Source organism: Pseudomonas sp. 05N434, from assembly GCF_056396965.1.
Genome location: NZ_JBFTMK010000052.1, coordinates 1 through 24,581 on the forward strand (window position 1 = coordinate 1; position 24,581 = coordinate 24,581).

General features: G+C 60.9%; 21 protein-coding genes and 2 pseudogenes. 10 read left to right on the forward strand and 13 right to left on the reverse strand.

Annotated features, from left to right (window positions below):
• Positions 1-1,332 (reverse strand): OprD family outer membrane porin (locus AC1DLB_RS05770; protein WP_477784716.1); only part of this gene is annotated, 1,332 nt, incomplete at its 3' end.
• 295 nt (positions 1,333-1,627) lie between these two features.
• On the opposite strand from AC1DLB_RS05770, the pseudogene tauA reads away from it, so the two are divergent.
• Positions 1,628-1,817, forward strand: a pseudogene (gene tauA, locus AC1DLB_RS05775) (taurine ABC transporter substrate-binding protein); the annotation flags it as partial.
• A 281-nt stretch (positions 1,818-2,098) separates the two neighbouring features.
• Here the strand turns inward: tauA and argA are convergent.
• On the reverse strand, positions 2,099-3,397 hold the full coding sequence (gene argA, locus AC1DLB_RS05780) for an amino-acid N-acetyltransferase (protein ID WP_019580550.1): 1,299 nt from the start codon (positions 3,395-3,397) through the stop codon (positions 2,099-2,101).
• 135 nt (positions 3,398-3,532) lie between these two features.
• The gene (argE, locus tag AC1DLB_RS05785) at positions 3,533-4,690 is read right to left on the reverse strand and encodes an acetylornithine deacetylase (RefSeq protein ID WP_477743605.1); all 1,158 of its coding nucleotides are present in this window, start codon (positions 4,688-4,690) and stop codon (positions 3,533-3,535) included.
• 177 nt (positions 4,691-4,867) lie between these two features.
• Here argE and AC1DLB_RS05790 point away from each other — a divergent pair, with 177 nt between their 5' ends.
• The gene (locus tag AC1DLB_RS05790) at positions 4,868-6,235 is read left to right on the forward strand and encodes a CYTH domain-containing protein (protein ID WP_018927599.1); all 1,368 of its coding nucleotides are present in this window, start codon (positions 4,868-4,870) and stop codon (positions 6,233-6,235) included.
• Positions 6,236-6,387: 152 nt separating this feature from the next.
• On the opposite strand, the gene AC1DLB_RS05795 is transcribed toward AC1DLB_RS05790, so the two are convergent.
• Entirely contained in the window at positions 6,388-6,858 is a 471-nt protein-coding gene (locus AC1DLB_RS05795; protein WP_018927598.1) for an Lrp/AsnC family transcriptional regulator, read from the reverse strand.
• A gap of 126 nt (positions 6,859-6,984) precedes the next feature.
• Here AC1DLB_RS05795 and AC1DLB_RS05800 point away from each other — a divergent pair, with 126 nt between their 5' ends.
• From AC1DLB_RS05800 to AC1DLB_RS05820, 5 genes and pseudogenes are all read left to right on the forward strand, one after another.
• Positions 6,985-7,323, forward strand: coding sequence for a hypothetical protein (locus AC1DLB_RS05800; protein ID WP_064621030.1), 339 nt, complete (start codon positions 6,985-6,987; stop codon positions 7,321-7,323).
• Between the two features lie 103 nt (positions 7,324-7,426).
• Positions 7,427-9,211 carry a type IV pilus assembly ATPase TfpB gene (gene tfpB, locus AC1DLB_RS05805; RefSeq protein ID WP_028939117.1) on the forward strand — a complete coding sequence of 595 codons (1,785 nt, stop codon included), beginning with the start codon at positions 7,427-7,429 and terminating at the stop codon, positions 9,209-9,211.
• 85 nt (positions 9,212-9,296) lie between these two features.
• Positions 9,297-10,211, forward strand: a complete 915-nt coding sequence (locus tag AC1DLB_RS05810; protein WP_477743604.1) for an SPFH domain-containing protein — start codon at positions 9,297-9,299, stop codon at positions 10,209-10,211.
• Positions 10,212-10,228: 17 nt separating this feature from the next.
• Positions 10,229-10,468: pseudogene (locus AC1DLB_RS05815) on the forward strand (NfeD family protein); the annotation flags it as partial.
• 68 nt (positions 10,469-10,536) lie between these two features.
• Positions 10,537-10,857, forward strand: coding sequence for a DUF2388 domain-containing protein (locus tag AC1DLB_RS05820; protein WP_018927594.1), 321 nt, complete (start codon positions 10,537-10,539; stop codon positions 10,855-10,857).
• 76 nt (positions 10,858-10,933) lie between these two features.
• On the opposite strand, the gene gcvP is transcribed toward AC1DLB_RS05820, so the two are convergent.
• Positions 10,934-13,807 carry an aminomethyl-transferring glycine dehydrogenase gene (gene gcvP / locus AC1DLB_RS05825; protein ID WP_477743603.1) on the reverse strand — a complete coding sequence of 958 codons (2,874 nt, stop codon included), beginning with the start codon at positions 13,805-13,807 and terminating at the stop codon, positions 10,934-10,936.
• Between the two features lie 153 nt (positions 13,808-13,960).
• Here gcvP and AC1DLB_RS05830 point away from each other — a divergent pair, with 153 nt between their 5' ends.
• Positions 13,961-15,100, forward strand: coding sequence for a DegT/DnrJ/EryC1/StrS family aminotransferase (locus AC1DLB_RS05830; protein ID WP_477743602.1), 1,140 nt, complete (start codon positions 13,961-13,963; stop codon positions 15,098-15,100).
• A 47-nt stretch (positions 15,101-15,147) separates the two neighbouring features.
• On the opposite strand, the gene gcvH is transcribed toward AC1DLB_RS05830, so the two are convergent.
• From gcvH to AC1DLB_RS05870, 8 genes are all read right to left on the reverse strand, one after another.
• Positions 15,148-15,531, reverse strand: coding sequence for a glycine cleavage system protein GcvH (gene gcvH, locus AC1DLB_RS05835; protein WP_138866476.1), 384 nt, complete (start codon positions 15,529-15,531; stop codon positions 15,148-15,150).
• Positions 15,532-15,581: 50 nt separating this feature from the next.
• Complete coding sequence (gcvT, locus tag AC1DLB_RS05840; protein WP_413697668.1) at positions 15,582-16,664, reverse strand: glycine cleavage system aminomethyltransferase GcvT; 1,083 nt, start codon at positions 16,662-16,664, stop codon at positions 15,582-15,584.
• A 156-nt stretch (positions 16,665-16,820) separates the two neighbouring features.
• The gene (locus AC1DLB_RS05845) at positions 16,821-18,437 is read right to left on the reverse strand and encodes an ABC transporter permease (protein ID WP_477784717.1); all 1,617 of its coding nucleotides are present in this window, start codon (positions 18,435-18,437) and stop codon (positions 16,821-16,823) included.
• A gap of 140 nt (positions 18,438-18,577) precedes the next feature.
• Positions 18,578-19,582 (reverse strand): extracellular solute-binding protein, encoded by a 1,005-nt coding sequence (locus AC1DLB_RS05850; protein ID WP_253417690.1) that lies wholly within the window; start codon positions 19,580-19,582, stop codon positions 18,578-18,580.
• A 132-nt stretch (positions 19,583-19,714) separates the two neighbouring features.
• Positions 19,715-20,932, reverse strand: coding sequence for a 2-octaprenyl-3-methyl-6-methoxy-1,4-benzoquinol hydroxylase (locus tag AC1DLB_RS05855; protein WP_477784720.1), 1,218 nt, complete (start codon positions 20,930-20,932; stop codon positions 19,715-19,717).
• A 115-nt stretch (positions 20,933-21,047) separates the two neighbouring features.
• Positions 21,048-22,235, reverse strand: a complete 1,188-nt coding sequence (ubiH, locus tag AC1DLB_RS05860) for a 2-octaprenyl-6-methoxyphenyl hydroxylase (protein ID WP_477784718.1) — start codon at positions 22,233-22,235, stop codon at positions 21,048-21,050.
• On the reverse strand, positions 22,232-23,566 hold the full coding sequence (pepP, locus tag AC1DLB_RS05865; RefSeq protein ID WP_477784719.1) for a Xaa-Pro aminopeptidase: 1,335 nt from the start codon (positions 23,564-23,566) through the stop codon (positions 22,232-22,234). The genes ubiH and pepP overlap by 4 nt, the downstream gene beginning before the upstream one ends.
• 27 nt (positions 23,567-23,593) lie before the next feature.
• Positions 23,594-24,148: a YecA/YgfB family protein gene (locus tag AC1DLB_RS05870; protein ID WP_007940361.1), complete on the reverse strand. Its 555-nt coding sequence runs from the start codon at positions 24,146-24,148 to the stop codon at positions 23,594-23,596.
• A gap of 125 nt (positions 24,149-24,273) precedes the next feature.
• Here AC1DLB_RS05870 and AC1DLB_RS05875 point away from each other — a divergent pair, with 125 nt between their 5' ends.
• Positions 24,274-24,483, forward strand: a complete 210-nt coding sequence (locus tag AC1DLB_RS05875; RefSeq protein ID WP_007940359.1) for a TIGR02449 family protein — start codon at positions 24,274-24,276, stop codon at positions 24,481-24,483.
• The coding region (locus AC1DLB_RS05880) for a cell division protein ZapA (protein WP_477784721.1) at positions 24,480-24,581 on the forward strand (102 nt) is incomplete at its 3' end. The genes AC1DLB_RS05875 and AC1DLB_RS05880, both read left to right, overlap by 4 nt.

Genomic DNA, 24,581 nt, shown 5'->3' on the forward strand with positions numbered 1-24,581 from the left:
GCTGTAGGTGTAGTTGAAGATCAGACGGGTCTGGTCTTGGTCAGCGGTGCTGGTATTACCGCTGTAAGTACCGTGACGCAGAGTCGTGCCAAACCCTTTGAGTGGGCCCGTTTGAATCACGTAGTCCACACGCGCGTCGGTCTCGTGCTCATTCAGGTCTTTACCCACGCCGTTGGTTGCCTTGATGTCTCGGCCATCGAGGTAAGCAATCGAAGCTTTCAAACCTGGCACGCCCAGTGAGGCGAAGTCATAGGAGTACTGACCGTACGTGGTGTTTTCACCGGCACGGATGAAGCTGCCCACGGTGGCGTCGGTGAACGAGTAGAAGCTGGCGCCACCGGCACCTTCTGGACGACCTTTGCTATCGATCAGGCTGCCCTGGTTCAAGAAGACAAAGCCGCCGTCATCGCTGACACGCTGATGACCAAGCAGGAACGCGCTGCCACCCAGGGTGTAGGTGAACGTCGCGCTCCAGGTCTTGTTATCGACCTCGCCTGGATTCTTGGCGTAGCCATTGTTGTTGTTGAAGCGGTAGCCGACGTCGCCGTTCTTGCCATCGGAGCTGCTGTCGAAATAACGAATATCAGTCTTGAACGACTGGTTCGGGGCGATCGGGTAGACGTGCACCAGGCCGAGGAAGTTCTGCTTGTAGTAGTCTTCCAGGTTCGCGTAGTAGTACTGCAGCGTGAGGTCTTTGGTGACTTTCCAGTCAGCACCGGCGTAACGGAACTGGTTGCTGTCATGRGTACCGCCAGCGACTGCCAGGCCAGTTCTGTTGGAGGAGGCGCGACCCGACGCGTGCTCCAGTTGACCCAAGTTGAAGGTCACATTGTCAATTTCCTTCGAGGTGATGGTGCCACCGTCAAAGGTCTGCGGCAGCACACGGCTGTCGTTCGCGATCAGGATCGGCAAGTTAGGTGCCAAAGCGCCACCCAAGTGGGCCTCGGTCTTCGAGAAGCGCGCCTTGACGTTGCCATCCAGACGACTCCACTCGTCGGCGGACCTGTCGCCGTCGCTCGGGAAGAAGGAGTTGCTGTTACCGAGCGGGTGATGTCCCCTGCCGCCATCCAGATGGATGCCGACCAGTGCCTGGGCGTCGATACCGAAACCAACGGTACCCTGGGTGAACCCGGACAGGTAATCGAACTTGAGACCCTCAGCGGCTTCTCGCTGTCTGTTAGCAGGAGTGCTCGCTCCTTCACGTACGTCAGCGTCGTAATACATCGTGCGAGAACTGACGGAAGCCTTGCTATCTTCCAGGAAACCCGCTGCGCCTGCCTGCTGCGCCAAAACCCCCACGGCCACAGCCAGGGCTAAGGTGGACTTATTCATGTTTCGCTCCTCTCGTTTTCTAATTTTTGTGTTCTTTGGTCTTGGGTCGAGAGCCCTGGATCCACAGATGCGCGATTAGCGCCAGACCGTGACTACCAAGTCAATCGTAACCATGTGTGTCTACGACCAAGGTCTAACGTCGAATATTGAGTCCCTGCCGGCGGCTCATCGAACCGGATATAACGGCATTGGCCCAAAAGCTAATTCCTAAAGGGTATTTACCAGCCTTTTTTTATTCCCATTGGCTTTGGCACATCCCGTACGCGTCAATCCCTATCGAAAAGGCGACGCCATCATGGCTAAACGCGCACTATCTAGTCAATTTGTTACAGTTTGTGTATCGCTAATATTTTCTCTTTCCACTCAGGCGACGACGCTCGCGTTCGGCTATCAAACCGGCGTCCCCCCCACCGCAGGCCTTCGAGCCGACGGCGATTCGAGAAACCATAGGCCATAAAGTCGATTGGCGTCGTTTCAATCGCGGTTCGTAAGTGGTCAGCGCCGCGCAGCAGACCGCGGTGCATTGGCGGCACGACGAAGACGATTGGAGAGATGGCGAAGTTCTTGCGGGAGCAAGGGAAGGTAGAAACGGTGCTGCCGGATTATTCGCCGTATGTCAGCGCCAAATACGTCACTGAGTGATGATCGTTCCCACGCTCTGCGTGGGAATGCCTCTTCGGACGCTCTGCGTTCGRCTCTCGATGGAACGCGGAGCGTCCCGGGTTGCATTCCCACGCGGAGCGTGGGAACGATCACAGCCACTCAGTCAGAGGGCTTTTTCGAAAATCTTCGAATTACGCTGATAGTTGTAAAGCGACGCCCGCGCCGACGGCAGGCGATCGACGCTGCTCGGCACGAAACCCCGCTCACGGAACCAGTGGGCGGTCCGGGTGGTGAGCACGAACAGGGTTTTCAGGCCCTGAGCCCGGGCGCGGGTTTCGATGCGCTCCAGCAATTCATCACCGCGACCGCCATGACGGTACTCCGGGTTCACCGCCAGGCACGCCAGCTCCCCCGCATCCGAATCGGCAATCTGATACAGCGCCGCGCAGGCGATAATCATGCCTTCACGCTCGACCACACTGAACTGCTCGATCTCACGCTCCAGCACCTCGCGGGAACGGCGTACCAGAATGCCCTGCTCTTCCAGCGGGCTGATCAAGTCCAGCAAACCGCCGACGTCCTCGATGGCCGCCTCGCGCACCACCTCGAATTGCTCCTGGGCCACCAGCGTACCGCCACCGTCACGGGTGAACAGTTCGGTCAGCAGCGCGCCGTCTTCGGCGTAGCTGACGATATGACTGCGCGCCACACCGCCCCGGCATGCCTCAGCGGCCGCATCCAGCAGCTCGGCCTGATAGTTGCTGCCCAGGCGTTGCAGGTGTGCCGGCACTTGTTGCGGACGCAACTCGCGAACCAGACGACCCTGTTCATCCAGCAGACCGAGCTCGGCGCCGAACAGCAGCAACTTGTCTGCGCCCAGGTCGATGGCCGCGCGGGTCGCGACGTCTTCGCAGGCGAGGTTGAAGATTTCGCCGGTCGGCGAGTAACCCAACGGCGACAACAGCACGATGGAGCGTTCGTCCAGCAGGCGATTGATGCCCTTGCGGTCGACCCGGCGCACTTCGCCGGTGTGGTGATAATCGACACCTTCGAGCACGCCGATCGGCCGCGCAGTGACCAGATTGCCGCTGGCCACCCGCAGGCGCGAGCCCTGCATCGGCGACGAGGCCATGTCCATGGACAACCGCGCTTCGATGGCGATGCGCAGTTGGCCGACCGCATCGATCACGCACTCCAGCGTCGCCGCATCGGTGATGCGCATGCCGTGGTGGTAGTGCGGGGTCAGGCCGCGAGCAGCGAGGCGGGTTTCAATTTGCGGACGCGAACCGTGAACCAGCACCAGTCGCACGCCCAGGCTGTGCAGCAGCACCAGGTCGTGGACGATATTGCCGAAGTTCGGGTGCTCCACACCGTCGCCGGGCAGCATGACGACGAAGGTGCAATCGCGGTGGGCGTTGATGTAAGGCGAAGCGTGACGAAGCCAATTGACGTATTCGGGCATGAACCTGGGCCTGTAATAAATAGCAGCCGAAAAAAGAGTAACGCAGTAAACGCACAGCGGGCTGATGGTTATCGTCGGAACAGGCTTGGCGACACGCGCGCTCTCCTCATAAGTACGGGTAGTGACACTGGCAATTTATACGAGCGACGCCGGCGTCAGGCAGTAATGTTCGATCAGTTGACGTAATAGATGCACGGTAGGCTGCAAACGTGACATTTCGAGGTATTCCCCCGGTTGGTGGGCGCAGGCGATATCGCCGGGGCCCAAGACCAGTGTTTCACAGCCAAGGCGCTGAAGATAAGGCGCTTCTGTGCCGAACGCCACTGCTTCGGCGCGATGGCCGGTGAGCTTTTCGGCGACCCTCACCAATTCCGAGTCCTCGGCCTGCTCGAATGGCGGCACTTCGGGGAACAATGGCGCGTAATCGATCTTCACCTGGTGCCGTGCGGCAACAGGGTTGAGCTTCTGCAAAATCGCCGCGCGCAGGGCACTGGGGTCCATGCCCGGCAGCGGACGCAAGTCAAATTCCAGCGAGCACTGGCCGCAGATGCGGTTGGGGTTATCGCCACCGTGAATGCAGCCGAAATTCATCGTCGGCTGCGGCACACTGAACTGCGGATTACGAAATTCCCGCTGCCACGCCAGACGCAAGCCGCGCAGTTCGCCGATGGCATCGTGCATGGCTTCAAGGGCGCTATGGCCCAGGCTCGGGTCCGAGGAGTGACCGCTCTGACCGAGGATGTCGATGCGCTCCATCATCACGCCTTTGTGCAGACGGATCGGTTTCAACCCCGTCGGCTCGCCAATCACCGCCGCACGACCTAGCGGCCGCCCGGCTTCGGCCAAGGCACGCGCACCGGACATCGAGCTTTCTTCATCGCAGGTCGCAAGAATCAGCAAGGGTTGCTTGAATGGTTGCTCGAGCAAGGGTTTGACGGCTTCGATGGCCAGGGCAAAAAAGCCCTTCATGTCGCAACTGCCCAGGCCCACCCAACGGCCGTCCACTTCCGTCAGTTTCAGCGGATCGGTCTGCCACAGCGCCGCGTCGTACGGCACCGTATCGCTGTGACCGGCCAGCACCAGGCCGCCGGGACCGGAACCGAAACTGGCCAGCAGGTTGAACTTGCCGGGGCTGACCTGCTGGATGTCGCAGGCAAAACCCAGCTCCCCGAGCCATGTCGCCAACAAGTCGATGACCGGCCGATTGGTTTGATCCAGATTCGGTTGGGTACAGCTGACGGACGGCGCGGCGATCAGCGCAGCGAACTGATCTTTCATGGACGGCAAAGGCATCGCTGACTCCCAACTCCCGAATTGAAGTCCATCATAGAGCCATCCGGTGACAGGAATAAACCGTCGCGGCCGTCACCAAGCGTCAACAGACCCTACAACCCTTGAGTCCTGTACACTGCACGACCTTGGCAGCCACACATTTCCCCGGCTGCGCTCCCGATCCTGGATTTTCCGGCCATGCAGAAAGAAACCGAAATCAAACTCCGCGTCAGCCGCGAAACCCTCGCCGCCCTGCGCGAGCACCCGTTACTGAAGAAACGCAACAAAAGTGGCTGGGAACGCCGTGAGTTGATGAACCAGTACTTCGACACGCCCGAGCGCGACCTGGCCCGCGCCAAGGTTGCCCTGCGCCTGCGCCGCGATGGCGAAGAAGTGATTCAGACCCTCAAGACCCGTGGCCAGAGCGTCGCCGGTCTGTCCGAACGTCACGAGTACGACTGGCACCTGCCCAAAGCCAAACTCGACGTGAAGAAGCTCGACGGCGAATGCTGGCCCGAGCAGTTGGCCGAACTGGACAAGAAAACCCTGAAAGCCATCTTCACCACCGATTTCGTGCGTGAACGCGCGGAAATCGCCTGGGGCCGTGGCAAGACCAAAGTGGTCATCGAAGCCGCGCTGGACCTGGGCCACGTGGTGGTCGGCAAGCAGAAAGAAGAAATCTGCGAGCTGGAACTGGAACTGCGCGAAGGCGAGCCGGCCGCACTGCTGGAACTGGCCGCCGAACTGGCCGCGACCCTGCCGCTGATGCCATGCGACATCAGCAAGGCCGAACGCGGTTATCGCCTGTTCGACGCCAACAGCTACTCGCTGAGCTTGCCGGCGCCGCAGATCACCGCCGAAATGCCACTGGACGATGCGTTCGCCGCCTTGTGCTGGCATTTGCTTGGCAGCAGCCAGCGCCTGGCCGAGCAATATCGCTTTAATGGCCACTGGCGCCTGCTGCAGGACTGGGTCGAAAACCTCGCTGAAATGCGCGCGCTGATCAGTAGCCTCGGTCAAGCCGCGCCGCGTCAGTCGACTCACGATCTGCGGGTCGCGCTGGATGCCTTGCTGGAAGACTGGCGCCCGCTGGTACAGGCCGGCCTGGACGACGAAGACGTGCGCAAAGCCGCGCCGGAGCAGTTCCTCGAAGAGCTGGAAGATCCGCGCTGGGGCCTGTTCTCGCTGAACACTTCGCGCTGGTTGCTGGCCCGTACCTGGGCTGCCGATCGCAACACCCGTGGCAATCGCCAGGGCGCCGCGCAACTGGGCAGCTGGCTGCCACGCCTTCTGGGCGAAGAAGCCAACTCGCTGCAACTGCAGCGTTACCAGCAACAGCCGGAAGACCTGGCCGAACAACTGCCGCGCATCGAGCGTATCCAGGCCTGGCTGCACCACGCCCGTAGCGTGCTGGACATCCCGGAAATGGATCGCCTGTACGGTGAGCTGAAACAGCTTGCCTTGCTAGCTAACGAGCCGATCACCGATGAGTCGCTGGATGCGCGTAAGCAGCAGGCGATTGCGGTGTATCAGAATCGTGCCTGGAAAATGCTATTGCGCATGTAACACCTGTGGAGAGGGAGCTTGCTCCCGTTCGGCTGCGAAGCAGTCGTAATCCGGGCATCGCGGTTTGTCTGGCATACCGCAATGGCCGGATTAGGAGCGCTTCGCACTCCAGCGGGAGCAAGCTCCCTCGCCACAAAGGCCCTCGAACATCATCAACGCAACACCGGCAAACTCGTCGTGGATTTGATTTCCGACAAAGCCACGATCGAGTTGACCTCCTGTATCCCCGGCACCATCGACAGTTTCTCGAAGAAGAAACGCTCATAAGCCTCGATGTCTGCCGTGACGATCCGCAACAAGAAATCCACCGATCCCATCAGCACATAACATTCCAGCACTTCGGGGAAACCGCGAATCGCTTCGGTGAACTCAGTGAAGTTCGAGCGCCCGTGGGCGTTGAGTTTGATCTCGGCGAAGATTTGCGTGTTGAGGCCGATTTTCTTGCGGTCAAGCAACGTCACCTGACCGCGAATGATCCCCTCCTCCTTCATCCGCTGAATCCGCCGCCAGCAGGGCGACTGCGAGAGCCCCACCTGTTCGGCGATCTGCGCGCTGGAGAGCGAAGCGTCCTCTTGCAGCAACGCGAGAATCTTGCGGTCGTAGCCATCCAGCTCGCTATGCATAGAAAAACCTGAAATTAATATGATATTGAATTGATCGATTCGATAAATCGTCAATAAGCCCAATCATAGATAAGAAATACCCCACACCGAATGTAAAAATTCCTCCAATGATTTTGGAGCCCGACCATGCCGCCCCTCGAAGCCGTGAACACCGCGCCCGCCCGCGCCGATGTCTGGAACGTCAGCAACGCCCACTGCCGCGTTCAATACCAACTACTGGCCGAGGCCGAGCCGGATCTGCTGTGCCGCGCGCTCAATCTGTTCGCCTTGCAGTTTCTGACGCCGCAGCAGGTCAACGTGCAGCGCCTGGACGATCTGCTATCGATCGACATCGTCATGGACGGCCTGAGCTGGCACCGAGCCCAGGTGATCGCGGAAAAGCTGCGTAACCTGATCAGCGTCTGCTCGGTGAATCTGCAAGCGGCCGATTCGGCGTGGCAGGAGCCGGCGCAGGCAGCGGGCTGACCCCCTCCCCTGAAAAAACCCGACACGTGTTGGTCGGGTAGTGGCCCAACGGTCTGCGGGTGCCCAGCTATCCTTTGCGAACGGTTGTTCATAAGGAGCCCGCATGTCCGTTCAACTTGCCACTCAGGACCGCTGGCTGGACCTTAACGATTTGCTGCGTGAACTGGTCGCCCAGGGCTTTGTCAGCCAGGACTCTGCCGAACACGCACTCAACGCCCGCCGCCGTCACGCCACCAATGCTCAGCAACATCCGCTGGAGTTCATCGCCAGCCAACATCTGGACGACCTCAGCCGTCCCGGTAAACACCTCGATCTGGAAAGCCTGACGCTGTGGCTGTCCCAGCAGGCCGGCCAGCCTTACTTGCGCATCGACCCACTGAAAATCAACGTCGCCGCCATTACGCCGCTGATGTCCTATGCCTTCGCCCAACGCCACAAGATTCTGGCGGTGGCCATCGACCGCGATGCCGTCACCGTGGCCAGCGCCCAGCCCTTCGTCAGCGGCTGGGAAGTCGACCTGACCCACGTATTGAAACTGCCGATCAAGCGCGTGGTGGCCAACCCGGTGGATATCCAGCGCTTCAGCGTGGAGTTTTTCCGCCTGGCTAAATCAGTCACCGGCGCCACCAACGCCGATCAGAAGACAAGCAACCTGGGCAACTTCGAACAATTGCTCAACCTCGGCGCCAGCGACCAGGAGCCGGACGCCAACGATGCGCACATCGTCAACATCGTCGATTGGCTGTTCCAATACGCGTTCCAGCAGCGGGCCAGCGATATCCACATCGAACCCCGGCGCGAGCAAGGCACGGTGCGCTTTCGCATCGACGGCGTGCTGCACAACGTCTATCAATTCCCGCCGCAGGTAACCATGGCCATCGTCAGCCGCCTGAAAAGCCTGGGGCGGATGAACGTTGCGGAAAAGCGCAAACCCCAGGACGGCCGGGTCAAGACCAAGACCCCGGACGGCGGCGAAGTCGAGCTGCGGTTGTCGACATTACCGACAGCGTTCGGCGAGAAGATGGTGATGCGGATCTTCGACCCGGAAGTGCTGCTCAAGGATTTCGACCAACTGGGTTTCTCCGCCGAGGACCTGCGCCGCTGGCAAGACATGATCCGCCAGCCCAATGGCATCATTCTGGTGACCGGGCCAACCGGTTCGGGCAAGACCACCACGCTGTACACCACCCTCAAAAAACTGGCGACGCCGGAGGTCAACCTCTGCACCATTGAAGACCCGATCGAAATGGTCGAGCCGGCGTTCAATCAGATGCAGGTCCAGCACAACATCGACCTGACCTTTGCCGCCGGCGTGCGCGCGCTGATGCGACAAGACCCGGACATCATCATGATCGGCGAGATCCGCGACCTCGAAACCGCCGAGATGGCAATTCAGGCGGCACTCACCGGGCACCTGGTGCTGTCGACGTTGCACACCAACGACGCCCCCAGCGCCATCAGCCGCCTGCTGGAACTCGGCGTGCCGCATTACCTGATCAAGGCCACGGTGCTCGGGGTCATGGCCCAGCGTCTGGTGCGTACGTTATGCCCTCACTGCAAGGCCCCCTTGACGTTGGGCGAAGACGATTGGCAAACCCTGACCCGGCCTTGGCAAGCGCCACTGCCGACCAATGCCCAGCGCGCCATCGGTTGCCTGGAATGCCGCGAAACCGGCTATCGCGGTCGCGCCGGGGTTTACGAAATCATGCAGCTGACGGATGGCATCAAAGCGCTGATCAACCCCGACACCGACTTGCTGGCGGTCCGCCGTCAGGCGTTCAAGGAAGGCATGCGCAGTTTGCGCTTGTCGGGGGCGCAGAAAGTGGCGGCGGGGTTGACCACGATTGAAGAGGTGTTGCGGGTGACACCGCAGAGTGAGCAGAAATAGGCCATGACCTCCCCGAAGTCGCATAGCAAGCCTTTTGCCCTACACTCTGGTCATCGCAACTCAACCAGGCTGGACAGGGACCGTTATGGGCATTGCACTGATTCTCTTCGTCGCGCTGGTCGTGGCTATCCTTTTCATGGGCTTCAAAGTGGTGCCCCAAGGGTTTGAATGGACGGTCGAACGCTTCGGCCGTTACACCAACACCCTCAAGCCAGGCCTGAGCATCATCATTCCGGTGATGGACCGCATCGGCCGCAAGATCAACGTGATGGAAAGCGTGCTGGACATTCCGCCCCAGGAAGTCATCACCGCCGACAACGCCACCGTGCAGATCGACGCCGTATGCTTCTTCCAGGTGGTCAATACTGCCCAGGCCGCCTACGAGGTGAACAACCTCGAACATGCCGTGCGCAATTTGCTGCAAACCAATATCCGCACCGTGCTCGGGTCCATGGAGCTGGACGCGATGCTCAGCCAGCGCGACAACATCAACGAAAAACTGCTGCGCACCGTCGACGAAGCCACTGCGCCGTGGGGCATCAAGATCACCCGGATCGAGATCAAGGACATCAGCCCTCCCGCCGACCTGATGGCCGCCATGTCCGGCCAGATGAAAGCCGAGCGGATCAAGCGCGCACAGATTCTGGAAGCCGAAGGTTTGCGCGCCTCGGCGATCCTCACCGCCGAAGGCAAGAAGCAGGCGCAGATTCTCGAAGCCGAGGGCAGTCGTCAGGCGGCGTTCCTCGAAGCCGAGGCCCGGGAACGTCAGGCCCAGGCCGAAGCCCAGGCCACCAAAGTGGTGTCCGAAGCCATCGCCGGCGGTAACGTGCAGGCGGTCAACTACTTCGTCGCACAGAAGTACATTGATGCCTTGGGCAAACTGGCCTCGGCCAACAACAGCAAAGTGATCCTGATGCCGCTCGAAGCCGGTTCGATGATTGGTGCAGTCGGCGGCATCGGCGAAATCGTCAAGGCCACCTTCGACGGCAAGAAAGGCTGAGGTCGCCGCCCATGGAGTACTGGTGGAGACGTCAGCGCAGTGTGGTGCGGGCCAGCGATCAGCCGAACCTGAACCTGCGAGGGCAAGAGCTGATCGGCAAGGTGTTCGTGGTCACTGAAGCGATTGTCGATGGCCGTGGCAAGATCAAGGTCGCCGACGGTGTGTGGATGGCCCGAGGGCCTGATGCCGCGCCTGGCAGCCGTGTTCGGGTGATCGGACAACAAGGGGCGATTTTACTGGTGGAGCGGGCCGACTAACGTCACGGAACTCGATTGGGTTATTGGCAATCAAAGGCCGCAGTTAAAACCCAKTGGAGTCACCTTTTATGCGTCTCAAACTTGCTGTCGCTACCGTCGCCGTGTTGTCCCTTCAAGTCGGTTCGGCGATGGCTGATGACAGCTTTTTGCGTAACGTCCTTACTTCCGGTGCCACCACCGGTACGTCCTACCTGACCTCCAGGGATCACAAGCTGATCGTCGCCGCCCAGGACGACGCCGGTAGCTTTGTCGCCAGTGACGGCGCCATTCGCGGCCCCTATCTGGAAGCCGCCATGCAGAAAGTCCGCGCTGAAAACCCTGGCCTGCAAGCCACGGACATGGAACTGGCGAACGCCATCCTGGCGAAGAATGCCATCGCCTCGAAGTAAGGTTCGTTGCTGAACAAAAAATGCCGCTCCAAATGAGCGGCATTTTTTCGCCCCTGATTTGTCGGGGCGAGTGACTTCAGCGGTATTCATCCACCGGCACACACGCGCAAAACAGGTTGCGATCGCCGTAGACATTGTCCACACGGTTCACCACCGGCCAGTACTTATGGGCCTTGGTGTGTGCATCCGGCGTCACCGCCTGCTCGATGCTGTACGGCCGCTCCCAGACACCGGTGATGTCGGCCAGGGTATGCGGCGAACGCTTCAGCGGGTTGTCCTCCGCCGGCCAGTTGCCGTTCTGCACCTCGTTGATTTCCGCGCGAATGCTCAGCATCGCATCAATAAAACGGTCCAGTTCCGCCTTCGATTCACTCTCGGTCGGTTCGACCATCAACGTCCCCGGCACCGGGAATGACATGGTCGGCGCATGGAAGCCGTAGTCCATCAGGCGTTTGGCAACGTCTTCTTCGCTGATCCCGGTCAGCACCTTGAGCGGACGCAAGTCGAGGATACATTCGTGGGCCACGCGCTCGTTGCGCCCGGTGTAAAGCACCGGGAACGCCCCGGACAAATGCTGCGCCAGGTAATTCGCGGCGAGGATCGCCACCTCACTCGCATCCGCCAGTTGCGGCCCCATCATCGCGATGTACATCCAGCTGATCGGCAGAATGCTTGCACTGCCCCAAGGGGCTGCGCTTACCGCACCATTCCCCGGCAGCGGGCCATCGATCGGCACCACCGGGTGATTGGCGACAAACGGCGCCAAGTGCGCCCGGACACCAATCGGGCCCATCCCCGGCCCCCCACCGCCGTGGGGAATACAGAACGTCTTGTGCAGGTTCATGTGCGACACGTCGGCGCCGATGTCTGCCGGCCGCGCCAACCCGACTTGCGCGTTGAGGTTGGCGCCATCCATGTATACCTGACCGCCATGGCGGTGGATAACTTCACAGATCTCGCTGATGCCTTCCTCGTAAACCCCATGGGTCGAAGGATAAGTCGCCATCAGGCAGGCGAGTTTGTCCCCCGCCTCGATGGCCTTTTCTTTAAGGTCTTCCAGATCGACATTACCCGCCTCGTCGCACTCGACGATCACCACCCGCATCCCGGCCATTTGCGCCGAGGCCGGGTTGGTGCCGTGGGCCGAAGACGGGATCAGGCAGATATCCCGCGCGCCCTGATGACGGCTCTCGTGATATTTGCGGATCGCCAGCAACCCGGCGTATTCGCCCTGGGCGCCCGAGTTGGGCTGCATGCAGATCGCATCGAAACCGGTGATTGCGCAGAGCCAGCGTTCCAGTTCCTCGATCATCAAGGAATAACCCACCACCTGCTCTTTCGGCACGAACGGGTGCAGGTTGGCGAACTGCGGCCAGGTGATCGGGATCATCTCGCTGGTGGCATTGAGCTTCATGGTGCAGGATCCCAGCGGGATCATCGACTGATTGAGCGCCAGGTCTTTGTTTTCCAGCTGCTTCAAGTAACGCAGCATTTCGGTTTCGCTGTGATGGGCGTTGAACACCGGATGACGCAGATAAGGCGTACTGCGCTGCAATCCTGCAGGAATGCCGGACGCCAGGGCCTCAGCATCCAGTTCGTCGACGTTGAGCCCATGATCGGCACCGAGAAACACATCGAACAGTTTCGCCACGGTGGTTTCGTCACTGGTTTCGTCGAGGCTCAGGCCCAACCGCCCGCGACCGAGAATGCGCAAGTTGATCTGCGCCGCCTGGGCACTTTCGATGATCGCGGTCTGAGTGCCACCGACCTCCAGGGTCAGGGTGTCGAAGAACTGTTGGTTCACACGTGTAACGCCATGGCGTTCCAGACCGGCGGCGAGGATGCAGGTCAGCCGATGGACACGCTGGGCAATATTTTTGAGCCCTTCCGGGCCATGGTAGACCGCATAGAAACTGGCGATATTGGCCAGCAGCACCTGGGCGGTGCAGATATTCGAGTTGGCCTTCTCCCGGCGAATGTGTTGCTCGCGGGTTTGCAGGGCCATGCGCAGGGCGACATTGCCGCGAGCATCTTTCGACACGCCGATGATCCGCCCGGGAATCGCGCGTTTGTACTCGTCGCGGCTGGCAAAAAACGCCGCGTGCGGGCCGCCGTACCCCATGGGCACGCCGAAGCGCTGGGATGAACCGAACACCACATCGGCGCCCAACTCTCCCGGCGGAGTCAGCAACAACAGGCTGAGCAGGTCGGTGGCGACGCAGGCCAAGGCTTGCTGGGCATGCAGATGATCGATCAGCGGACGCAGGTCGCGAATTTCGCCATGGGTGTCGGGATATTGCAGCAACGCGCCGAACACTTGATGCTGCTTCAAGTTATCCACAGCGTCGATGACCAGGTCGAAACCGAACCCTTCGGCCCGGGTCTGCACCACGGAAATCGTCTGCGGGTGACAGTTTTCGTCGACGAAGAACAGATTGCTTCTGGACTTGGCGACACGCTTGGCCAGCGCCATGGCCTCGGCGGCCGCCGTGGCTTCATCCAGCAGCGAGGCGTTGGCCAGTTCCAGACCGGTCAGGTCGATGGTCAGCTGTTGGAAATTCAGCAGCGCTTCGAGCCGGCCTTGGGCAATCTCCGGTTGGTAAGGCGTGTAAGCGGTGTACCAACCGGGATTTTCCAGCACGTTGCGCAGGATGACGGCCGGCGTGAGGGTGCCGTGATACCCCATGCCGATCAGGCTGGTCCAGACCTGGTTCTGTTCGGCGTAGCCGCGCAGTTTGGCCAGTGCGGTTACCTCATCGAGGGCGGGCGGCAGGTCCAGCGGTCGGTTGAGGCGGATTCCCGGCGGCACCGTCTGCTCGATCAACTCAACGCGGCTGCCAAGGCCCAGGCTGTCGAGCATCGCCTGCTGCTCGGCGGCATCGGGCCCGAGGTGGCGGCGCAGGAAGGTATTGGGGTCGCGTAACTGGCTCAAGGACGGCAACTGGGACATGACGGGCTCTCTCATGACTGGCGCTCAGCGTCGATGCAACTCGGTCAAACCAGCATAGCAGTCGATACCGGCACGGATGGCGTGGCGCTGTCGGTCAATCCGGATCATTATGCTCGGCGCCTACAAACGTTCGCTGATCGGGTATCCACATTTATGAGCCAACTGTCTTTCCTGCCCTTCTCCAAACCCACCATCGATGAAGCCACGATTGCCGCTGTCGGCGATGTGCTGCGCTCGGGCTGGATTACCAGCGGCCCCAAGGTCCAGGCTTTTGAAGCGCAACTCTCGGAATATTTCGGCGGGCGCCCAGTGCGTACGTTCAATTCCGGCACCTGCACCATGGAGATCGCATTGCGAATTGCCGGCGTCGGACCAGGTGATGAAGTGATCACCACGCCGATTTCCTGGGTGGCCACCGCCAACGTGATTCTGGAAGTTGGCGCCACGCCGGTGTTTGCCGACATCGACCCAGTCACTCGCAATATAGACCTGGCGCAGCTTGAAGCAGCAATTACCCCGCGCACCAAAGCCATTATCCCGGTGTATCTCGCGGGACTACCCGTGGACATGACGCGCCTTTACGCGATTGCAAAAAAACACGGTTTGCGAGTGGTGGAAGACGCGGCCCAGGCATTGGGTTCGAGCTGGAACGGACAGCGCATCGGTGCGACTGGTGATTTCGTGTCCTTCAGTTTCCAGGCGAACAAGAACGTCACCTGTTCGGAGGGCGGTTGCCTGGTACTGAACAATGCCGAAGAAGCGCGGCTGGCGGAAAAGTACCGCTTGCAGGGCGTCACCCGCAGCGGTTTCGACGGGCTGGACGTTGATGTGCTGGGCGGCAAGTTCAACATGACCGATGTCGCGGCAGCCATTGGCCTGGGGCAGTTTGCCCACATCGAAGCGATCACCGCTCATCGTCGTGAGCTGGCCAAACATTACTTCGCTTGCTTCGGCGAGGACTTCGAAGCGCAGTACGGTGCTCAACTGCCCCCGGCGGATTTCGAGAACAGCAATTGGCATTTGTTCCAACTGGTGCTCCCGGAACGCCAGGATGGCAAACCGGCACGGGCTACTTTCATGGAGCAGATGCAGGCACTGGGAGTGGGTATCGGCTATCACTACCCACCGATTCACCTGCTGAGTCTTTACCGCGAACGCGGGTTCAAGGAAGGCATGTTCCCGGTCGCCGAACGGGTCGGACGACTGATCGTCTCGCTGCCGATGTTCACGGCCATGGATAAAGCGGATGTCGAGCGTTCGGTGGCCGCGGTGAAAGCCGTCTTGCGGACTTGATTCGGCCTTTGCAGGAGCTGCCGAAGACAGCTCCTGCAAAGCGGGCATTACTCGCCGATGGCGGCCTTGTAGCCCATCGGGTCGAGCAGCTTGTCCAGCTCAGAGGTATCGCTTGGCTCGAGTTTGAAGAACCAGCTGTCATAAGGCGCGCTGTTGACCAGTTCCGGGCTGTTGGCCAACTCTTCGTTGACGGCAATGACTGTGCCGGAGACCGGCGAGTAGATATCCGACGCAGCCTTGACCGACTCGACGACACCCGCAGCCTCACCGGCAGCGAACACTTTGCCGATTTCCGGCAGCTCGACGAACACCACATCACCCAAGGCTTCCTGAGCATGGTCTGAAATACCCACTTTCACGCCGCCATCATGGTCTAGACGGGCCCATTCGTGACTTTCGGCAAAACGCAGGTCGACAGGGATTTCGCTCATGTTCTGTGTCCTCAAGAAAAATGTCGGCAGTCATTGACCGCCAAAAAAGGTTAGATCAAGGTTTTGCCATGGCGTACGAAGGTCGGCTTGACCACTCGAACCGGGTACCACTTGCCACGGATTTCCACTTCAGCGCGGTCGGCGGTGGCCGCCGGCACGCGCGCCAGTGCAATCGACTTGCTAAGCGTAGGAGAGAAACTACCACTGGTGATCTCCCCTTCGCCAACATCGGCGATGCGAACCACCTGATGAGCCCGCAGAACGCCACGTTCTTCAAGGACCAGACCGACCAGTTTGTGCTGCACGCCAGCGGCCTGCTCGGCCTCCAGGGCGGTACGGCCAAGGAACTGGCGCGTGGCCGGTTCCCAGGCAATGCTCCAGGCCATGTTGGAAGCCAATGGCGAAACGTCTTGATGAATATCCTGACCGTACAGGTTCATGCCGGCTTCGACCCGCAAGGTATCGCGCGCCCCGAGGCCGATCGGGGAAATTCCTGCGCCCACCAGATCGTTGAAAAACCCCGGCGCCTGATCGGCCGGCAGCACGATTTCCAGACCGTCCTCACCGGTGTAACCGGTGCGGGCGATGAACCAGTCACCGTCGGCCTGACCTTCGAAAGGTTTGAGCTGCTGGATCAACGTAGCGCGGGACTGGGTCACCAGTTCGGCAATCTTGTGCCGGGCGTGAGGCCCTTGAATGGCCAACATCGCCAGTTCGGAGCGCTCGTTGAGCCGCACATCGAAGTCGCCGAGATGAGCCTGCATCCAGGCCAGGTCCTGATTGCGGGTGGAGGCGTTGACCACCAGCCGATATCCGTCATCGAGGCGATAGACGATCATGTCATCGACGATACCGCCGTGCTCGTTGAGCATGGCGCTGTACAAGGCACGGCCGGGGCTGTGCAGGCGCTCGACGTCGTTGGCCAGTAAGTATTGCAGCCAGGCCTTGGCCTGGGGGCCGTCGACATCGATCACGGTCATATGGGATACATCGAAAACCCCGCAATCGCGGCGCACCTGATGGTGTTCCTCGACCTGCGAGCCGTAATGCAGAGGCATATCCCAACCGCCAAAATCGACCATCTTCGCGCCGAGGGCGAGATGAAGGTCATACAGAGGCGTGCGCTGTCCCATGGGTTTCTCCTTCCGGGCGTGGCGAAGGTGCGGACAGCCGCTGTACGGGGTGAAATGCCTTGAAATAAAGGCTTTCAGCCGATTTCAGCAACCCGGTCTGAAAGACGGACCGCACCGAATGCCGCGCATTGTAGCCGCAAGGTGTAGGACTGACACCTAGCCGTTTCGATGCGCCGACCTTCTGATTAATCCGATGACCGGCAACAGCCCGACCAGAACCAGGGTCAGTGCCGGCAACGAGGCCCTCGCCCACTCGCCTTCGCTGGTCATTTCAAAGATCCGCACCGCCAGCGTGTCCCAGCCGAACGGGCGCATCAGCAGGGTCGCGGGCATTTCCTTGAGCACGTCGACGAACACCAGCAACGCAGCRCTCAACGTGCCCGGAAGCAGCAGCGGCAGATACACTTTGAAAAACAGTCGTGGCCCACTGACGCCAAGGCTACGTGCTGCTTCGGGCAAAGAAGGCCGTATACGCGCCAAGCTGCTTTCCAGCGGCCCGTAAGCCACGGCGATGAATCGCACCAGATAGGCCAGCAACAACRCCGACAGACTGCCCAGCAGCAACGGTTTGCCCGCGCCGCCAAGCCAGCCCGACAGCGGAATCACCAGTTCGCGATCCAGATAACTGAACGCCAGCATGATCGATACCGCCAATACCGAGCCCGGCAGTGCGTAGCCGAGGTTGGCCAGGCTGATGCCGGAACGGATCGCCCGGGTCGGTGCCAATCGACGGGCAAACGCCAGCAGCAGCGCGACGCTGACGGTGATCAACGCCGCCATGCCGCCCAGGTACAGGGTGTGCACGATCAGCCCGGCATACCGCTCGTCCAGATCGAAGCGCCCGCGTTGCCAGAACCACACCAGCAGTTGCAGCACGGGAATGACGAAGGCGCAGGCGAACACCAGACCACACCAGCTCATCGCCGCCAGCGCCTTGACCCCATGCAGGTGATACAACGCCTTGACCCGCGGCCGTTCGTTGCCCGCCCGGTTGGCTCCCCGAGCCCGGCGCTCGCCATATAACACCACCATCACCACTAACAGCAGCAGGCTGGCCAGTTGCGCGGCGGTGGAGAGACTGAAAAAGCCGTACCAGGTCTTGTAAATGGCGGTGGTGAACGTATCGAAGTTGAACACCGACACCGCACCGAAATCCGCCAGGGTTTCCATCAGCGCCAACGCCACCCCCGCGCCGATCGCCGGACGAGCCATGGGCAACGCCACTCGCCAGAACGCCTGCCACGGGGATTGCCCAAGGACTCGCGCCGCTTCCATCAGGCCTTTGCCCTGAGCCAGAAATGCAGTGCGCGCCAACAGGTAAACGTAGGGATAGAAAACCAGCACCAGCACCAGAATCACGCCACCGGTGGAACGCACTCGCGGCAGCCTCAGACCACTGCCGAACCATTCGCGCAACAGGGTTTGCACCGGCCCGGCGAAATCCAGCAGGCCTACGAAGACGAAGGCCAGCACGTAGGCAGGAATCGCGAACGRCAGCATCAACGCCCAGTCCAGCCACCGCCGCCCCGGGAACTCACAGAGGCTGGTGAGCCAGGCGAGGCTGACGCCCAACAGCGTCACGCCGATGCCAACGCCGACGACCAGCGTGAGGGTATTGCCCAGCAGCCGCGGCATCTGCGTACCCCACAGGTGGGACCAGATCTGCTGATCGATGGTTTGCCAGGAAAGAAGCAGGACGCTCAGGGGCAGCAGGACCAGCGCAGCGATGGCGAAGACCAGGGGATACCAGCGGCGTTGGGCGGGGTGGGCCAAGGAAAAGCTCTCGGGTAAATCAACGAAGTGTATGCAAACCGCAAAAAGATCGCAGCCTACGGGAGCTCCTACGTCGGGATGGTATTTACCCGGTAGGAGCTGCCGCAAGCTGCGATCTTTTGATCTTTAAAACAGCAGACTCAGTTCCAGCCGACCCGATCCATCATCCGAATCGCTTCAGCCTGACGCTTGCCGGCGATTTCCACTGGCAAGGTATCGGCCACGAACTTGCCCCAGCTCGCGACTTCAGCCGAAGGCTGAACGGCAGGGTTGGCCGGGAACTCCTGGTTCACGTCAGCGAAAATCTTCTGCGCTTCAGGCGTGGTCATCCACTCCACCAGCGCCTTGGCGGCTTCCGGGTGCGGTGCATGTTTGGTCAGGCCGATACCCGACAGGTTGACGTGCACGCCACGGTCGCCCTGATTCGGCCAGAACAGTTTCACCGGCAGGTCCGGCTTCTGCTTGTGCAGACGGCCATAGTAGTAAGTGTTGACGATGCCGACGTCGCACTGACCGGCATTGATCGCTTCCAGCACGGCGATGTCGTCGGAGAACACGTCGGTGGACAGGTTGTTGACCCAGCCTTTGAGGATCTTCTCGGTTTTCTCGGCGCCATGGACTTCGATCATGGTGGCGGTCAGGGACTGGTTGTAGACCTTCTTCGCCGTGCGCAGGCACAGGCGGCCTTCCCACTGTTTATCGGCCAGCGCCTCGTAGGTGGTCAGCTCACCGGGTTTCACCCGGTCGGTGGAGTAGGCGATGGTCCGCGCCCGCAGGCTCAAGCCAGTCCAGGCATGGGAGGATGCGCGGTATTGCAGCGGAATGTTGGCGTCGATCACCTTGGAGGTGAACGGCTGGAGGATGCCCATCTGCTCGGCCTGCCAGAGGTTGCCGGCATCGACGGTCAGCAGCAGGTCGGCAGTGGCGTTTTCGCCCTCGGCCTTGATCCGCTGCATCAGCGGCGCTTCCTTGTCGGTGATGAACTTCACCTGTACGCCGGTTTTCTGGGTGTAGGCATCGAAGACCGGTTTGATCAGCTCATCGATACGCGAGGAGTAAACCACCACCTCGTCGGCAGCCTGGGCGGCGGTGCTGCCTATCAGGGTCAGGGCCAGTGCGGTCAGTAGACGCTTGGGTGCCAACATGGAAGCGGTCTCTCGAAATGGGGAAGTGAGGCCAAATGATAAGGACTCACATTTCGCTTCTCAATCGAACACTGGGTGGAGGAGTTACCAGATGTTGCACAATCGAATGAATGACAATGTGGCGAGGGGGCTTCAGGCCTTGGCCAACGCCGGCAGATCCCCGATCAACCCAAGCGCTTCGCGCACGAACAACGCCTTGGCCTCGGGCATCTGGTCGACCATCTTCAACCCGGTATTGCGCAACCAGCGCACCGGCAACGGATCGGCCTGGAACAGCCGTTCGAACCCTTCCATCGCCGCCATCAACGCCAGGTTGTGGGGCATGCGCCGACGCTCATAGCGACTGAGCACTTTCACATCCGCCAACCGCTCACCGCGCGCGGCCGCTTGCAGCAGTACTTCGGCCAGCACTGCGGCATCGAGGAAACCGAGGTTCACGCCCTGTCCGGCCAGCGGATGGATGGTGTGGGCCGCGTCGCCGATCAGCGCCAGACCTTCTGCCACGTAACGCTTGGCATGACGCTGACGCAGCGGCACGCAAAGACGCGGGTCGGCGCTGAGCACCGTGCCGAGGCAGCCTTCAAAGGCCCGCTCCAGATCCTTGCAGAAGCTTTCGTCGTCCAGCRCCATCAGGCGTTCGGCTTCGCTCGGCGTGGTCGACCAGACAATCGAGCACCAATCCTGCTGACCGTCCCGTTCCAGCGGCAGAAACGCCAGCGGGCCGTTGTCGGTGAAACGCTGCCACGCGGTCATTTGATGCGGTTTGGAACAGCGCACACTGGTGACGATCGCGTGGTGCATGTAATCCCATTCGCGGGTCGCAATGCCGGTCAGGCGCCGCACCGCCGAGTTGGCGCCATCCGCCGCGATCACCAACGGTGCCCGCAAGGTGCGGCCATCGGCCAGGGTCAGCAGCCAATCGTCACCGGAACGGCGCATCTGCTCTAGACGTGCGTTGGCCAGCATCCCGAGGTCGCAGTCGTGCAGCCGGTCGAGCAAGGCGTCCTGAACCACACGGTTCTCGACGATATGCCCGAGTACGTCGGCATGTACGCTGGTCGCCGAGAAATGGATCTTCCCGGTGCCGCTGCCATCCCAGACGTGCATGTCGGTGTAAGGACTGCTGCGCCGGTTGGCGATGCCGTCCCACACGCCCAGGCGTTCGAGTATTCGTTGGCTGGCCGCCGACAGGGCGCTCACCCGTGGTTCGAACGGCGCCTGACCATCGAAGGGTTTGACGCTCAGGGGGCTGCCATCCAGCAGCAAGACTTCGAGCCCACTGTTTTGTAACGCCAGCGCCAAGGCGCTGCCGACCATTCCGGCCCCGACAATCAGCAGATCTGCGCGCATTTCCATGCTTTAGGCCTGTCTCTCTTGCGGCTTGAGCCGCAGGTAAAGGGTTCTCTCGACGCGCGTCACCGAAGTGCTCGCGTCGTCATGAATATTGATGTGCAGGTGCGCCCGCTTAAACATCGGGACGTGTACCCAGGCCCATGGCCTGCCGGGCGAACCAGCGCTTGGCCGGCGGCAGCAGATCGAGACCGAGCAGGCCGATGTTGCGCCCCAGGGAAACCAGCGGCTGGGTGCTGCCAAACAACCGGGTGACCTGATCGGAGAAGCCCACGGTCAGGTTCTGGTCCAGACGCTGACGCTCGCGATAAGCCTGCAACGTGGTGAAATCGCCGAGCGCGGTCTCGCTGCTCAGCAAGGTGTCGGCCAAGGCCTGGGCATCGCGCAGGGACAGGTTGAAGCCTTGTCCGGCAATCGGGTGCAGGCTGTGCGCGGCGTTGCCGAGGATCGCCAGATGTGGGCGGACTTGCTCCTCGGCTTCGATCAGCGACAGCGGATATAAATTGCGGGCGCCGACCTGTTTCAGCGTGCCGAGGCGATAACCGAACACGCCCTGCAACTCGTTGAGAAAGCTGCGGTCATCAAGGGCCGCCAACCGTTGCGCGTCCATGCCCAGACGGGTCCAGACCAGGGCGCAGCGGTTTTCCGGCAGCGGCAACAAAGCCATTGGGCCGTCGTCAGTGAAGCGTTCGAAGGCCATGCCGTTGTGCGCTTCGCTCGGAGTGATGTTGGCGATCAGCGCGCTCTGGTTGTACGGGCGCTTCTTGATGCCGATCCCCAGCTGTTCACGCAGGCCCGAACGGCCGCCATCGGCCAACACCGCGAGGTCGCATTCCACCAGGGTTTCATCGTTGAGCGTCAGGCGATAGCCGTCGGTCAGCGGCTCCATGGCGGTGACTTCCGCCGGGCAACGCCAACTGATCACGTCCTTGTCCAGSCYSTGCCAGAGGCATTGGCCSAGCCAGGCGTTTTCCACCACRTARCCSAGKGCYGGAACGCCCTCTTCCATSGCCGACAACCGCGCCGTGGAAAAACGCCCACGGTCGGAGACATGAATCTGCTTGATCGGCTCGGCGCGGCGGGAAATTTCCTGCCACACGCCCAGCCGTTGATAAATCTGCCGGGCGCCGAACGACAACGCTGAAGAGCGAGCGTCATAGCTCGGTTGGTACGTATCGCCGGGGGCAAAGGGTTCGATCAGCACGATCTTCCAGCCACGGGCCTTGGCCCCGGCCTGTAACGCCAACGCAAGGCTGGCGCCAACCAGGCCGCCGCCGATGATTGCCAGATTGACTCGACTCATGCCGCTTGTGTCCGTGCGGCGGCCATCAGGGCCTCGATTTCGGCGACCGTTTTCGGCACGCCGTTCGTCAGGATTTCACAACCGGTTTTGGTGACCACCACGTCGTCCTCAATGCGCACGCCAATGCCGCGCCATTTCTTCGCCACGTTCTGGTTGTCCGGGGCAATGTAGATGCCCGGCTCGACCGTCAGCGCCATGCCGACTTCCAGCACGCGCCATTCGCCGCCGACCTTGTACTCGCCGACATCATGCACATCCATGCCCAGCCAGTGGCCGGCGYGGTGCATGTAAAACGCCTTGTAGGCTTCGCTGGCGATCAGTTCATCGACCTCGCCCTGCAACAGGCCCAACTTCACAAGGCCCGCGGTAATGACGCGAACCGTGGCTTCATGCGCCTGATTCCAGTGTTTGTTCGGTGCGATTTCGGCWAACGCCGCTTCCTGGGAAGCCAGCACCAGCTCGTAGATCGCCTTCTGTTCCGGTGAATACTTGCCGTTGACCGGCCAGGTGCGGGTGATGTCGCTGGCATAGCAGTCGATCTCGCAACCGGCGTCGATCAGCACCAGATCGCCATCTTTGAGCACCGCGTCATTCTGCTGGTAATGCAGGATGCAGCTGTTGCGCCCGGCGGCGACGATCGAGCCATAGGCCGGCATCTTCGCCCCGCCCTTGCGGAACTCGTAATCGAGCTCGGCTTCGAGGCTGAACTCATGCAAACCGGCACGGCTGGCCTGCATCGCCCGGATATGCGCCTGGGCGGAAATCCGCGCGGCTTCGCGCATCACCTTCACTTCTGCCGCCGATTTATACAGGCGCATGTCGTGCAGCAGATGATCCAGGGCAACGAATTCGTTCGGCGGCTGGGCACCGAGATTCGCCTTGGAGCGGATCACGTTGATCCAGTCCATCAGATGTCGATCGAATTCCGGATTGCTGCCCATGGCCGAATACACCCGGTCGCGGCCTTCGATCAGGCCCGGCAGGATGTCGTCGATGTCGGTAATGGGGAAAGCGTCGTCGGCGCCGAAGTCGCGGATCGCGCCTTCCTGGCCGGCGCGCAGGCCGTCCCACAGCTCACGCTCGGCATTGCGTTCACGGCAGAACAGGATGTACTCGCCATGTTCGCGACCGGGAATCAAAACGATAACGGCCTGAGGCTCGGGAAAGCCGCTGAGGTACTGGAAGTCGCTGTCCTGACGGTAAACGTGCTCGACGTCACGGTTGCGAATGGCAACCGCGGCGGCGGGCAGGATGGCGATGCTGTTGGGTTCCATCTGCGCCATCAGGGCCTTGCGGCGACGGCTGTATTCCGATTTCGGGATATGAATCATGGGCAGATGGCTTTTCCTGGCTCGCGATTAATGCAACGACGGTTTGGCGGCTGCTTCGTCGGTTTTCTTGGTTTCAGTGAACAGCAGCAACGGTGCGACGCGCAGGTACTCCATGACTTCCATGTAGTCGCTTTCGCCGTCGTCGGACTCTTCCAGGGCGTCTTGCACCTGAGAAATGGCGGCCAGATCCTGCAGCACTTCAGTCGCTTCAGCGCTGAGGGCATATTCGCGACGGGTCAGGCCGAAGCCAGTGAGAAAGCCCTGGCACCACTGGCCCAGCGCGGCTGCGCGCTCGGTGAGCGGCGCGTCGTCGCTCGGCAGCAGCAGAACAACGGTCATGTCGTCGCTGGTAAGCTCGCCCTTGACCATCTCTTGCAGGCCGATCAAGGCGTTGCGAACGTTGTCTTGCGGCTCGCCTTCGAGCAGCTCGGCGGCGTCTGCCAGCCAGCTGTCGGCATCGAAACCGGCACCGGCGCAGCTACGGCCGAGCAGCAGGCCGTGCAACTCGGCAGGCGAGACGGGATGGCCGCTGGTACTCAGCAGGGTGGCGAAGGCTTGGTACGGAGAATTCTGAATGGGCATGGGTAGCTAGGCGCCAGACGGCGCTATGTCTAGAATGAAGGCCTTGTATCCTACATCGACAGACTCGCCAAGACTATTAAAGGCTGTCCGCCAGCTACCTCCCATCAGACGAACACGTGGACACAATGGAAGACACCGACCTGCAAGCGCTGATGGCCAGACTCGAGCTGCTGATTACCCGAGTCGAGCAACTAAAGAGTCAAAACGCACTCTTACTAGCTCAAGAAAAGACCTGGCGCGAGGAACGCGCGCACCTCATTGAAAAAAATGAAATCGCCCGGCGTAAGGTCGAATCGATGATTTCGCGCCTCAAGGCCCTGGAGCAAGACTCATGAGTTCAAGCAATAGCGTTACCGTGCAGATCCTCGACAAAGAATATTCGATCATCTGCCCCCAGGAAGAGCGCAGCAACTTGATCAGCGCCGCCCGCTAC